10 protein-coding genes are annotated in these 14,019 nt (G+C 41.7%); 9 read left to right on the forward strand and 1 reads right to left on the reverse strand.

Annotated features, from left to right (window positions below; all coding sequences use genetic code 11):
* Positions 1–116: 116 nt before the first annotated feature.
* A complete protein-coding gene (gene pepA, locus SK578_RS01955) occupies positions 117–1,181 on the forward strand; it encodes a glutamyl aminopeptidase (RefSeq protein WP_042750161.1) in 1,065 nt (354 codons plus the stop codon).
* Positions 1,182–1,201: 20 nt separating this feature from the next.
* Complete coding sequence (locus SK578_RS01960) at positions 1,202–1,498, forward strand: bacteriocin immunity family protein (protein WP_004260989.1); 297 nt, start codon at positions 1,202–1,204, stop codon at positions 1,496–1,498.
* Between the two features lie 97 nt (positions 1,499–1,595).
* Here SK578_RS01960 and SK578_RS01965 read toward each other — a convergent pair whose 3' ends face one another.
* A complete protein-coding gene (locus SK578_RS01965; RefSeq protein ID WP_004260992.1) occupies positions 1,596–3,227 on the reverse strand; it encodes a Na/Pi cotransporter family protein in 1,632 nt (543 codons plus the stop codon).
* Positions 3,228–3,530: 303 nt separating this feature from the next.
* Here SK578_RS01965 and SK578_RS01970 point away from each other — a divergent pair, with 303 nt between their 5' ends.
* From SK578_RS01970 to SK578_RS11405, 7 genes are all read left to right on the forward strand, one after another.
* Complete coding sequence (locus SK578_RS01970; protein ID WP_042750164.1) at positions 3,531–8,870, forward strand: endo-beta-N-acetylglucosaminidase; 5,340 nt, start codon at positions 3,531–3,533, stop codon at positions 8,868–8,870.
* A 273-nt stretch (positions 8,871–9,143) separates the two neighbouring features.
* Positions 9,144–10,343: a phosphoglycerate kinase gene (locus SK578_RS01975; protein WP_042750167.1), complete on the forward strand. Its 1,200-nt coding sequence runs from the start codon at positions 9,144–9,146 to the stop codon at positions 10,341–10,343.
* Between the two features lie 323 nt (positions 10,344–10,666).
* Complete coding sequence (locus tag SK578_RS01980) at positions 10,667–11,194, forward strand: FUSC family protein (RefSeq protein WP_000119915.1); 528 nt, start codon at positions 10,667–10,669, stop codon at positions 11,192–11,194.
* Between the two features lie 76 nt (positions 11,195–11,270).
* Positions 11,271–11,627: a transcriptional repressor GlnR gene (glnR, locus tag SK578_RS01985; RefSeq protein WP_000659548.1), complete on the forward strand. Its 357-nt coding sequence runs from the start codon at positions 11,271–11,273 to the stop codon at positions 11,625–11,627.
* 36 nt (positions 11,628–11,663) lie between these two features.
* The gene (gene glnA, locus SK578_RS01990) at positions 11,664–13,010 is read left to right on the forward strand and encodes a type I glutamate--ammonia ligase (RefSeq protein WP_001122886.1); all 1,347 of its coding nucleotides are present in this window, start codon (positions 11,664–11,666) and stop codon (positions 13,008–13,010) included.
* 113 nt (positions 13,011–13,123) lie between these two features.
* Positions 13,124–13,444, forward strand: a complete 321-nt coding sequence (locus tag SK578_RS01995) for a PadR family transcriptional regulator (protein ID WP_042750169.1) — start codon at positions 13,124–13,126, stop codon at positions 13,442–13,444.
* A complete protein-coding gene (locus SK578_RS11405; RefSeq protein WP_042750248.1) occupies positions 13,444–14,019 on the forward strand; it encodes a DUF2812 domain-containing protein in 576 nt (191 codons plus the stop codon). Before SK578_RS01995 ends, SK578_RS11405 begins: the two co-directional genes overlap by 1 nt.

The following is a 14,019-nucleotide window of genomic DNA, read 5'->3' on the forward strand; positions in this document are numbered from 1 at the left end:
AATACAATCTTTTTCTAAGATACAGTAAGACTAAGATACTAATTTAGAAATCCACCTTCCCGCTATCCTTCTCCTATAAAAAGTGGTAAAATGGATGAAAGAAAGAAGGAATTGAAATGACAACATTATTTTCAAAAATCAAAGAAGTAACAGAACTTGCTGCGATCTCAGGTCATGAAGCGCCTGTCCGTGCTTATCTTCGTGAAAAGTTGACACCGCACGTGGATGAAGTGGTGACAGATGGCTTGGGTGGTATTTTTGGTATCAAGCATTCAGAAGCTACGGATGCGCCGCGCGTCTTGGTCGCTTCTCATATGGATGAAGTTGGTTTTATGGTCAGCGAAATCAAGCCAGATGGTACCTTCCGTGTGGTAGAAATTGGTGGTTGGAATCCTATGGTAGTCAGCAGCCAACGTTTCAAACTCTTGACTCGTGATGGTCGTGAAATTCCTGTGATTTCAGGCTCTGTTCCTCCACATTTGACTCGTGGTAAGGGCGGCCCAACTATGCCAGCTATTGCAGATATCGTCTTTGATGGCGGTTTTGCGGATAAGGTTGAGGCAGAAAGCTTTGGCATCCGTCCTGGCGACACCATTGTACCAGATAGTTCTGCAATCTTGACAGCCAATGAAAAAAATATCATCTCAAAAGCTTGGGACAACCGCTACGGTGTTCTTATGGTTAGCGAGTTGGCGGAAGCTCTTTCAGGTCAAAAACTCGGAAATGAACTCTATCTTGGCTCTAACGTCCAAGAAGAAGTTGGTCTCCGAGGTGCTCATACATCTACAACCAAGTTTGATCCAGAAGTCTTCCTAGCAGTTGATTGCTCACCTGCTGGTGATGTCTACGGTGGTCAAGGCAAGATTGGGGATGGAACCTTGATTCGTTTCTATGACCCAGGTCACTTGCTTCTCCCAGGGATGAAGGATTTCCTTTTGACAACTGCTGAAGAAGCTGGAATCAAGTGCCAATACTACTGTGGTAAAGGTGGAACAGACGCTGGCGCAGCTCATCTGAAAAATGGCGGTGTCCCATCTACAACTATCGGTGTCTGCGCTCGTTATATCCACTCTCACCAAACCCTCTACGCTATGGATGACTTCCTAGAAGCTCAAGCTTTCTTGCAAGCCTTGGTGAAGAAATTAGATCGTTCAACAGTTGATTTGATTAAAAATTATTAAACCATAAGGAGGTGGTAGGGATGGTAGAACCAAACCTAGAAAGCCTTGTAAAAGATCTTTACAATCATGCTCGACATGATTTGAGTGAGGATTTAGTTGCTGCTCTCCTAGAGACTGCTAAAAAACTGCCTACTACAAATGAGCAATTGCTGGCAGTTCGTCTCTCAGGCCTGGTCAATCGTGAATTGCTCCTGAATCCCAAACATCCGGCACCTGAGTTGCTCAACTTGGCTCGCTTTATCAAAAGAGAAGAAGCAAAGTACAGAGGAACTGCGGCTTCTGCGCTTATGTATGGGGAGCTCTTTAAAATGCTTTGATTCCATTGTGAATCAAAGCATTTTTCTATATGTTAGAAAAGCAATTCTTGGTTAGGAAAAGAAAAAAGCCATCCCATTTAGGATAGCTTCTTGGATCTTAGATTTGTTCAGCGATGACCTTTTCAGCAAGGTTCATGGCGTGGTCAGATACACGAGTATAGTGGGAAATGATGTCGATAAAGTTGACACCAGCTTGTGTTGAACACTCGCCCTTGTTGAGGCGCTTGATGTGGGTCTTTCTGAGAACACGTTCCATATTGTTGATTTCTTTATGGCGTTCAATCAGACTTTGAGCTTTTTCAATATCATTGTTTTCTACACTATCAAGGGCATCCTTGATAAAGCCAGTGGTTTTTTGATAGATATCAGCTAGTTCTTGCAAAGCAGCTTCAGAGAACTCAACATTTTTACGTTGAAGATAGTCGGTCAGATTGATTAGGGCTTCTGCGTGATCCCCAATCCGTTCCAAATCGCGAGATGAATCCAGGATGTTGGTGAGCACTTCACTTTCTTTCTGGCTAAGGGCTTCGCTTGAAAGAGTAATAAGGTAACGAGTCAATTTTTCATCAATGGTATTGATGGCTTCTTCTGTCTTGTGTCCTTTTTCAGCAACCTTTTCATTAAGGTCAATGATGTAGTTGTATGAAAGGTCAAAGGCTTTAGAAGCATAATTTCCCAAGTGAAGGAGTTCTTTCTTCGCATTTCCGAGAGCGATTGATGGAGCTTGTTTAATCAAATGCTCATCAAGATAAAGTGGCTCGTACTTAACAACTTCATCTTCACCAGGGATGAGTTTGGTTACAAAGTAGGCCAAGGCTCCGATGAAGGGAAATTGTACAATGGTGTTACTTACGTTAAAGGCACCGTGAGAGAAGGCGATGGTCATCTCAGGTGAGAGGTGAAGGAGTGCCTGGAAGTACTCAATCATAGACGTAAATGGACCTAATAAGATTAAGCAAAGAATAGTTCCTAAAACGTTAAAGGTAACGTGGGTTGCAGCAACGCGTTTCGCAGAGACATTGGCTCCAGCTGCCGCGATGATAACTGTTAGGGTTGTCCCGATATTATCCCCGAAGAGAACCGGTAGAGAACCTTTAAGGTCCAGGAATCCGCCTGCATAGAGACCTTGCAAAATCCCGATTGTCGCAGAAGAAGCTTGGATGAGGACGGTAATCACTGCACCGGCAAAAACTCCCAACACAGGATTTTGTCCCAAGGTTACCATGTATTCCTTGAATTGTGGTAAATCTTTAAGAGGACTCATACCGGCACTGATGAGGTTGAGGGCGTAGAAGATTCCCCCTACACCAAACAGGATGCGCCCGATATTGTTTGCTGTTCTATTTTTGGTAAAGAAGAGGAACATGGTTCCAAGGAAAATCAGAGGTAAAGCATACTCACCAAGCTTGAAACCGATGATAAAGGAAGTAACTGTGGTTCCGATGTTGGCTCCCATGATAATTCCGATAGCCTGTCTAAGAGTTAGAAGACTAGCGCTGACCAGTCCAACCGTGATAACTGTAACCCCTGTACTTGACTGAATCAGGGCAGTCACGACAATGCCGACTAGAACACCTAAAAAGGGATTGCTAGTATACTTATCAATGTAAAAACGAAGGCGATCTCCAGCAGCTTGTTGCAAACCGTCTCCCATGGTCTTGATACTATATAAGAATAGTCCCAGACCACCTAAAAAGTGAAATAAAATTTCCTGCCAATTAATGGACATTTCTTTTTCCTCCGAAAAATAATAACGGAATTTCTCCTATTCTATTTTAAAGGATAAAAGTAAATCTAACAAGTGTTAAGCTAAGATTTTAGAAAGAAAATTCGTTAGAATGGGCCTTGATTATATTAATTTTACCAATTTCTAACCTAGATATAGGTATTTCCTTTTATATATTGACATTTAAAAGAAATATTTTAAAATGAGGGAGGAATTATCTTGGTCCCTGTGATTGGGATAAAAATTTTATAAAGAAAGTTAAGCGCTTTCTTTTATGTAGCAAAATCAATCTTTTAGGAGGAGAAAATGAAGAATCCATTTTTTGAAAGACGTTGTCGTTACAGTATTCGTAAGTTATCAGTAGGAGCCTGCTCGCTAATGATTGGTGCTGTTTTATTTGCTGGTCCAGCCTTGGCAGAAGAAACTGCAGTTCCTGAAAATAGCGGAGCCAATACAGAGCTTGTTTCAGGAGAGAGTGAGCATCCAACTAATGAAGCTGACAAGCAGCATGAAGGAGAACATGCTAGAGAAAATAAGCCAGAAAAGGCAGAAGGAGTAGCGACAGCATCTGAAACTGCTTCGCCAGCAAGCAATGAAGCTGCAACTACTGAAACTGCAGAGGCAGTAAGCGCAGCTAAACCAGAGGAAAAAGCAAGTGAGGTGGCTGCGGAAACACCATCTGCAGAAGCAAAACCTAAGTCTGACAAGGAAACAGAAGCAAAGCCTGAAGGAACTAGCCAAGGGGATGAGTCTAAGCCAGCAGCAGAAGCTAATAAGACTGAAAAAGAAGTCCAGCCAGATGTCCCTAAAAATACAGAAAAAACATTAAAACCAAAGGAAATCAAATTTAATTCTTGGGAGGATTTGTTGAAATGGGAACCGGGTGCGCGTGAGGATGATCCCATCAATCGTTCCTCAGTTGAACTAGCTAAGCGCCATAGAGGTCAGTTGGTGAATGAAAAAGCAAGTAGAAGAGCCAAGGTTCAGGCGCTAGCAAATACCAACTCAAAGGCTAAAGATCACGCTTCTGTTGGTGGAGAAGAATTCAAAGCCTACGCCTTTGACTACTGGCAATACTTGGATTCAATGGTCTTCTGGGAAGGTCTAGTCCCAACTCCAGATGTCATTGATGCAGGGCATCGTAACGGAGTTCCCGTTTATGGAACACTTTTCTTCAACTGGTCCAACAGTATTGCTGACCAAGAGAAATTTGTTGCTGCTTTGAAACAAGATGAGGATGGAACCTTCCCTATTGCACGAAAACTTGTCGACCTTGCTAAGTACTATGGCTTTGATGGGTATTTTATCAACCAAGAAACAACAGGTGACTTAGTAACGCCACTTGGTGAAAAAATGCGTCAATTCATGCTCTATACAAAAGAATATGCGGCAAAAGTCAACCATCCAATCAAGTATGCTTGGTACGATGCCATGACCTATAAATATGGTCGTTACCACGAAGATGGTCTAGGTGATTACAACTACCAGTTCATGCAAAAAGAAGGTGACAAGGTCCCTGCGGATCAATTCTTTGCCAATTTCAACTGGAATAAGGAAAAGAATGACCACTCTGTAGAAATGGCAAAATGGCTGGAACGTAGCCAATATGATGTCTTTGCAGGATTGGAATTGCAACAAGGTGGTTCTTATAAGACAAAAGTTAAATGGGATGCCCTCTTAGATGAAAAAGGCAAGTTACGTTTGTCACTTGGACTCTTTGCACCAGATACAATTACCAGTCTAGGAAAAACAGGTGAAGATTACCATAAAAACGAAGATATCTTCTTCACAGGTTACCAAGGAGATCCGACAGCTCAAAAACCAGCGGACAAAGAGTGGTATGGGATTGCTAATTTAGTTGCAGACCGCACACCAGCAGTAGGCCGGACCTTCACTACCTCCTTTAATACAGGCCATGGTAGAAAGTGGTTTGTAGACGGAAAGGTTTCTAAGGATTCTGAGTGGAACTACCGTTCTGTTTCAGGTGTCTTGCCAACATGGCGCTGGTGGCAGACTTCAACAGGGGAAAAACTTCGTGCAGAATATGATTTTACAGATGCCTACAATGGCGGAAATTCCCTTAAATTCTCAGGTAATGTAGCTGGTAAGACGGACCAGGATGTGAATTTGTATTCTACTAAGTTAGAAGTAACTGAGAAAACCAAACTTCGTGTTGCCCACAAGGGAGGAAAAGGCTCGAAAGTTTATATGGCCTTCTCTACAACTCCAGACTACAAATTCGATGATGCAGATGCATGGAAAGAGCTAACCCTTTCTGACAACTGGACAAATGAAGAATTTGATCTCAGCTCACTAGCAGGTAAAACCATCTATGCAGTCAAACTCTTCTTCGAGCATGAAGGAGCTGTAAAAGATTATCAGTTTAACCTAGGTCAATTAACAATTTCAGACAATCACCAAGCACCACAAGCGCCTACAGGACTTTCTGTGGTGAAACAATCTCTTAAAAATGCCCAAGAAGCTGAAGCAGTGGTCCAGTTTGCGGGTAATCAAGATGCGGATTTCTATGAAGTCTACGAAAAAGATGGGGATAACTGGCGTTTGTTGACAGGTTCATCTGCTTCAACCATCTACTTGCCAAAAGTTAGCCGCTCTGCTAATGCGACTGGTACGACGCAAGAATTGAAAGTTGTTGCAGTTGGTAAAAATGGCCTTCGTTCAGAAGCTGCGACGACATCCTTTAACTGGGGCATGACTGTTCAGGATACGACTCTCCCAAGACCTTTGGCTGAAAATATTGTTCCAGGGGCAACGGTTATCGGTAGCACTTTCCCGAATACCGAAGGTGGAGAAGGTATTGAAGGTATGTTGAACGGTACCATTACCAGTCTTTCAGACAAGTGGTCTTCAGGACAATTGAGCGGTAGTGTCGATATTCGTTTGACTCAGCCACGTACAGTTGTCAGATGGGTGATGGATCATGCGGGAGCTGGTGGAGAATCTGTAAACGACGGTTTGATGAACACCAAAGACTTTGACCTTTATTATAAAGATGCGGATGGTCAATGGAAGTTGGCTAAGGAAGTCCGTGGTAATAAAGCGCACGTTACGGATATCACTCTTGACAAACCAATTACTGCCCAAGACTGGCGTTTGCATGTCATTACATCTGATAACGGAACACCTTGGAAGGCCATTCGTATCTACAACTGGAAGATGTACGAAGCCTTGGACACAGAAAGTCAAAATATTCCAATGGCTAAGGTAGCTGCTCGTTCACTTGGAAACCACCAAGTTCAACTAGGCTTCTCTGATGTTCTGGCAGGCGCAACCATCACCGTTTACGACAAGGCTGATTCACAAACACCAATTGCAACCTTGAAGACTGAAACTGGTGGTGACTTGGCAACAACTCCATTGGGCTTTGATAAGCAACCAACTCTCCTATACTATCGTACCCAACTACCTGGCAAAGAAATCAGTAACACCTTGGCAGTAGCGATTCCACAGGATGAGAGAAAAATTGCTGCAGTTAGCCTTGAAAAAGGACCTAAAAAGATAGTTTATAAAGAAGGAGAAAAACTGGACCTCAGAGGCGGAACACTCCGTGTTCAATACGAAGGGGGACAAGCCGACGAGCTGATTAACCTTACTCACTCAGGTGTGACGGTATCTGGATACGACGCTCATCAAAAAGGGGAACAAAACCTAACACTGCAATACCTTGGTTTACCAGTGTCAGGTGATCTTAAAGTCCAAGTGACAGGACAGGATGAAGGAAAACCAAAAGAAGTAGCGGGCTTGTATATTACTAAGAAACCAAAAATAGACTATCTAGTAGGAGATCAACTGGATCTCTCTGAAGGTCGCTTTGGTGTTCTCTATGATGACGAGACAGAAGAGACTTACAGCTTTACTGATGAAGGTGTTGAAATCAAGGGCTACGATGCTCAGAAGACTGGACGCCAGACCTTGACCCTGCATTACAAGGGGCACACGGCTGAGTTTGATGTCTTGGTTTCTCCAAAGGCTGCAGTTAATGATGAATACCTTAAACAAGAAATCACTGCTGCCCAAGGCCGTCAGTCAACCCTTGCCTATACCTTCTCAAGTGAGGACAAACAAGCTGTACTAGTAGAGAAACTCAATACAGCTAAAGCTGTTGCAGAAAACCATGATGCCAGTCAAGAAGAAGTCAACCGGGCTTTGAATGAGTTGAAACAAGCAGGGACAGACTTGGATGGAAATCAACGTTATCAGACAGCTAGAGAAGAATTGGAAGGTTTGCTCGAATCTATCCGTGAAAAAGATCCTAAAGTTGAGTTGATTGAACAAGCAGAAACTTTGTTGGCTTCAGAGATGCCAACTCCACAAGCTTTTGCGGACATGAAAGAAAAGCTGAATAAGAAACTAGCTCCTGCAGAAGAAAGTCATCATGTTGGTAGCATGGATCCAAGTGAAGTAGCCCCAACAGTTGAGGTCCTCCCTGAATTAGTTGTTGAAACTGAAACAACAGCCTATGAGCGTCAAGAGCGACCAAATGCGAACCTTCTTAAAGGTCAACGTCAACTTGTCCAAAAAGGAGAAGAAGGGCAGATTCGTCGTCTAGTAGAAGTAGATGCTCAAGGCAATCGTACGCTTCGCGCTACAGAAGTTTTGAAAGAAGCAACCCCTAAAATCGTAGAAGTTGGAACCAAAGTCTTTTCAAGTAATCAACCAGCAGAAGGAGTAAAAGACCTGGTTCTAGAAACTCCGAAACTAGAAATTGAAGAGGATACAGTGGTCTTCGAACGTCAAGAGCGACCAAATGTGAACCTTCTTAAAGGTCAACGTCAACTTGTCCAAAAAGGAGAAGAAGGGCAAATTCGTCGTCTAGTAGAAGTAGTTGTCCAAGGTAAACGCACCCTTCGTTCGACTGAAGTTCTCAAGGAAGCTGTTCCAGAGATTACCGAAGTAGGTACAAAAGTTCTTTCAAGTAATCAACCAGCTGAAGGAGTTAAAGATTTAGTTCTGGAAACTCCGAAACTAGAAGTTGAAGAAGTTGCAGTATCCTTTGAACGTCAAGAACATCCAAACTCAGAACTTCTCAAAGGTCAACGTCGTATTGTGCAAGCTGGAGAAGAAGGTCAAGTTCGTCATCTAGTAGAAGTAGATTCCCAAGGCAATCGTATCCTTCGTTCAACAGAAGTTCTCAAGGAAGCTGTTCCAGAGATTACCGAAGTAGGTACAAAAGTTCTATCAAGCAATCAACCAGCAGAAGGAGTAAAAGACCTGGTTCTAGAAACTCCGAAACTAGAAGTTGAAAAAATTGCAGTATCCTTTGAACGTCAAGAACGTCCAAACTCAGAGCTTCTCAAAGGTCAACGTCGTATTGTTCAAGCTGGAGAAGAAGGACAAATTCGTCGCTTGATTGAAGTAGATAGCCAAGGCAATCGTACCCTTCGTACAACAGAAGTTCTCAAGGAAGCTCTTCCAGAAATTGTTGAAATTGGAACGAAAGAAGAGCAAGACTCTCAAAAAACAGGTCAAGCTCTTTTAGCAACACCGACAAATGAAAAAGTAGGTAAAGAACTTCCAAATACTGGAGTAACAAGAGATGCTAGTCTAGTGGCACTAGGACTCCTCGGAGTGATGAGTGGCTATGGCCTACTTGCTGGAAAGAAGAGAGAAAACGAATCGATTTAGGATTCTTGCATTTCCTCATAATAACTAAAAACGAGGTTTGACTGCAGATTAGTCAAACCTCGTTTTAACTAGTAAAAATCAGTGGAAGAATGAGATGGATTAACTAGTTTTTCTTGTATTACTTAGTGATTTGGAAAGGTTTTTCTAGTTTTGATTTTCAGAAATGCTAGTTTTCGTTGCAAGAAAGAACTGGAAAAGTTTAGGGTTTTTCTATCTCTTTTGCTGATTTTGTGATATAATTAACACGTATAAAAAAAGAAGGAGTCATATCTAATGGCAAAATTGACTGTTAAAGACGTTGAATTGAAAGGGAAAAAAGTTCTCGTTCGTGTTGACTTCAACGTACCTGTAAAAGATGGCGTGATTACCAACGACAACCGTATCACTGCAGCTCTTCCAACTATCAAGTACATCCTTGAACAAGGTGGACGTGCTATCCTCTTCTCTCACCTTGGCCGTGTAAAAGAAGAAGCAGACAAAGCTGGTAAATCACTTGCTCCTGTAGCTGCTGACTTGGCAGCTAAATTGGGTCAAGACGTTGCTTTCCTTCCAGGTGTCACTCGTGGTGCTGAATTGGAAGCGGCAATCAACGCTCTTGAAGATGGACAAGTTCTCTTGGTTGAAAACACTCGTTACGAAGATGTTGATGGCAAAAAAGAATCTAAAAACGATCCTGAACTTGGTAAATACTGGGCATCACTTGGAGATGGTATCTTCGTAAACGATGCATTCGGTACAGCTCACCGTGCACACGCATCTAACGTTGGTATCTCAGCAAACGTTGAAAAAGCAGTTGCTGGTTTCCTTCTTGAAAACGAAATTGCCTACATCCAAGAAGCAGTTGAAGCTCCAGAACGTCCATTTGTGGCTATCCTTGGTGGTTCAAAAGTTTCAGACAAGATCGGTGTTATCGAAAACTTGCTTGAAAAAGCTGATAAAGTCCTTATCGGTGGTGGTATGACTTACACATTCTACAAAGCACAAGGTATCGAAATCGGTAACTCACTTGTAGAAGAAGACAAATTGGATGTTGCGAAAGCTCTTCTTGAAAAAGCAAACGGTAAATTGATCTTGCCAGTTGACTCAAAAGAAGCTAACGCCTTTGCTGGTTACACTGAAGTGCGTGACACTGAAGGTGAAGCAGTTTCTGAAGGCTTCCTTGGTCTTGACATCGGTCCAAAATCTATCGCTAAATTTGACGAAGCTTTGACTGGTGCCAAAACAGTTGTATGGAACGGACCTATGGGTGTATTTGAAAACCCTGACTTCCAAGCTGGAACAATCGGTGTGATGGACGCTATCGTGAAACAACCAGGCGTTAAATCAATCATCGGTGGTGGTGACTCAGCTGCCGCAGCGATTAACCTTGGCCGTGCAGACAAATTCTCATGGATTAGTACGGGCGGAGGTGCTTCAATGGAACTTCTCGAAGGTAAAGTATTGCCAGGTTTGGCTGCACTTACAGAAAAATAATTTCAGCCCGTTAGTCTCTACAAAATCCTGATTTTGTAGAAAAAGGAACAAAACTGAAACGTTAACAAAAAGGTGGCTATGTCACCTTTTTGTGTTAGTGTAGGTATTTGTGACGCGGTGGTGGTGCTTCAATGGAACTCCTTGAAGGTAAAGTTCTTCCAGGACTTGCAGCCTTGACAGAAAAATAAGATTTTATAAATAAATCAAAGAAGAGAGGGATGAAAGTTCCTCTTTTCTTTTGCTTAAAATAAAAACGCTTCCTCTCAACTATTACTCATAAAAATCACCGATTTATGATAAAATGGAAATAGAAAGTTGAGATTATGAGTTATTTTAAAAAATATAAATTCGATAAATCCCAGTTCAAACTTGGTATGCGAACCTTTAAAACAGGTATTGCTGTTTTTCTAGTTCTCTTGATTTTTGGCTTTTTTGGTTGGAAAGGTCTTCAAATCGGTGCTTTGACAGCTGTTTTTAGCCTGAGGGAGAGTTTTGATAAGAGTGTCCATTTTGGGACTTCGCGTATTCTAGGAAATAGTATCGGTGGCCTCTATGCCCTGGTCTTCTTCCTATTAAATACCTTTTTCCACGAAGCCTTTTGGGTGACCTTGGTTGTTGTTCCAATCTGCACCATGTTAACCATTATGACAAATGTAGCCATGAATAACAAAGCAGGGGTTATTGGTGGTGTAGCAGCTATGTTAATCATTACCCTATCGATTCCGAGTGGAGAGACAATTTTGTACGTATTTGCGCGTGTATCAGAAACTTTCATGGGAGTTTTTGTCGCAATTCTCGTAAATTACGATATTGATCGTATTCGGCTCTTTTTAGAGAAAAAAGAAAAATAATGTTACATTTTATAACATTATCAATTGACGTTTGTCTTTTTTTAGACTATAATAGACAGAAAGAAGGAAATTGTAAATGAAGGAAAAAGAATTTCGCCGAAATATGGCTGTTTTTCCTATCGGCAGTGTTATGAAGTTGACCGATCTATCGGCGCGTCAGATTCGTTATTATGAAGATCAAGAGTTGATTAAGCCTGATCGAAACGAAGGGAACCGTCGCATGTATTCCTTGAATGACATGGATCGTCTGCTTGAAATCAAAGATTATATCTCTGAAGGTTATAATATCGCTGCCATTAAGAAAAAATATGCTGAACGTGAAGCGAAATCCAAGAAAGCGGTGAGTCAGACTGAGGTGCGTCGTGCACTTCATAATGAACTCCTCCAACAGGGTCGCTTTGCTTCAGTACGGTCACCTTTTGGTCGCGGTTAGACAACCGCAAGTAGTCATACATTAAGGAGAAAACTCATGCCAATCACAGCTGCAGATATTCGTCGTGAAGTCAAGGAAAAAAATGTTACCTTTATTCGTCTCATGTTCTCAGATATTTTGGGAACGATGAAGAACGTCGAAATTCCTGCTACAGATGAACAATTAGATAAGGTCTTGTCAAATAAGGCTATGTTTGATGGATCTTCTATTGAAGGTTTTGTACGTATCAATGAGTCAGATATGTACTTGTACCCAGACTTGGATACATGGACAGTCTTCCCGTGGGGAGATGAAAATGGAAGTGTTGCAGGTTTGATCTGTGATGTCTATACAACAGAAGGTGAACCATTTGCAGGCGACCCTCGTGGCAATTTGAAACGTGCTCTTCGTCACATGGAAGAAGTGGGATTCAAGTCCTTCAATCTTGGACCAGAGCCAGAATTCTTCCTATTTAAACTGGATGAAAATGGGGATCCAACACTTGAAGTAAATGACAAGGGTGGTTACTTTGATTTGGCACCTACTGACCTTGCAGACAACACACGTCGTGAGATTGTCAATGTCTTAACCAAAATGGGATTTGAAGTAGAAGCGAGTCACCACGAGGTTGCGGTTGGACAGCATGAGATTGACTTTAAGTACGATGAAGTTCTCCGTGCTTGTGATAAGATTCAAATCTTTAAACTTGTTGTTAAAACCATTGCTCGCAAACATGGTCTTTACGCAACCTTTATGGCAAAACCAAAATTTGGTATTGCTGGATCAGGTATGCACTGTAATATGTCCTTGTTTGATGCAGAAGGAAACAATGCCTTCTTTGATCCAAATGATCCAAAAGGAATGCAGTTGTCAGAAACGGCCTACCATTTCCTCGGTGGTTTGATTAAGCATGCCTATAACTATACTGCCATCATGAACCCAACAGTTAACTCATACAAACGTTTGGTTCCAGGTTATGAAGCGCCTGTTTACATTGCTTGGGCTGGTCGTAACCGTTCGCCACTTGTGCGCGTACCTGCTTCACGTGGTATGGGAACTCGTCTTGAGTTGCGTTCAGTGGATCCAATGGCGAACCCTTACATTGCTATGGCTGTTCTGTTGGAAGTTGGTTTGCATGGTATTGAAAACAAAATCGAAGCACCAGCTCCTATCGAAGAAAATATCTACATCATGACAGCAGAAGAGCGCAAGGAAGCTGGTATTACAGACCTTCCATCAACCCTTCACAACGCTTTGAAAGCTTTGACAGAAGATGAGGTTGTCAGAGCAGCTCTTGGAGAACATATCTATACTAGTTTCCTTGAAGCTAAACGAATCGAATGGGCAAGTTATGCAACCTTCGTTTCACAATGGGAAATTGATAATTATTTAGACCTTTACTAATATAGAAGAAAGATTGCCTGTGGGTGATCTTTTTTCTTGTGTTTTATATCGAGGTGTGATATATTTTATATAACGAAGTGCGATATATCGAACTGAATAGGAGATGGTTATAAATGGAATTAACGGATAAGATTCGTCGAGTTTATCTTCCGATGACGGAAACGGGCTTTTATATCTTGTTCTGTCTGCAAAAGGAAGGTCATGGTTATAGTATTACGCAAAAGGTCAAGGAGATGACAGATTCTCAAATTTCGATTAGTCCTGGGACTATGTATGGAACCTTGTCAAAAATGGAAAAGGATGGTTTGATTTCCTTTGTCCGTGAAGAGGAAAAACGGAAAATCTATCAGATCACAGACTTGGGACGAAAAGTCTTAGATATTGAATTGAAGCGTATTGAACGGCTCTATAGAAACAGTCTGGAGGAAAGATGATGGAAAAGAAGGTTGTTTATAGAATTGCTACCATTGCGGATTATGATAGAGAGGCTTTGTATCTTAGAAAAATGCATGCTGAGGGCTGGAAACTCAAAGAAGTAACCTACTCTAACTTAGTAGTTGCGGTTAAGTATACTTTTGAAAAGTGCCAACCGGAGCAGGTGTCTTATCAGTTGGACTTTTATCCCATGAGAAAATCCGATAGAGCCTCCTATTTACAACTATTTAAAGATTGTGGTTGGGAGCATATTACAGACTTTAATGGGTTTTCCTACTTTAGAAAGCTTCATTCTGGAATTGAGTCGGATGCTGAGTTTGAAATTTATAATGACGCGGCCGGGAAGTTAGCTATGGTCAAACGGATTTTAACGAGGCGGATGCTTCCTATTTTGCTTCTCTTTTTAGCTCTACTACCGGTTTTCTCAAAGTTTGTCGCTGGAGGCAGTTCTTTCAGTTGGGAAATGTTTTTGATTGTTATAATAGATGGTGTTTTATTGATAGTTCATGCGATTCAGATTTCTTATATTTTTTGGAGATTGTTTCAAAAGTGGAAAGAATTATCTGATAAATAA

Source organism: Streptococcus mitis (genome assembly GCF_000722755.1).
Classification (GTDB): Bacteria; Bacillota; Bacilli; order Lactobacillales; family Streptococcaceae; genus Streptococcus; species Streptococcus mitis_CM.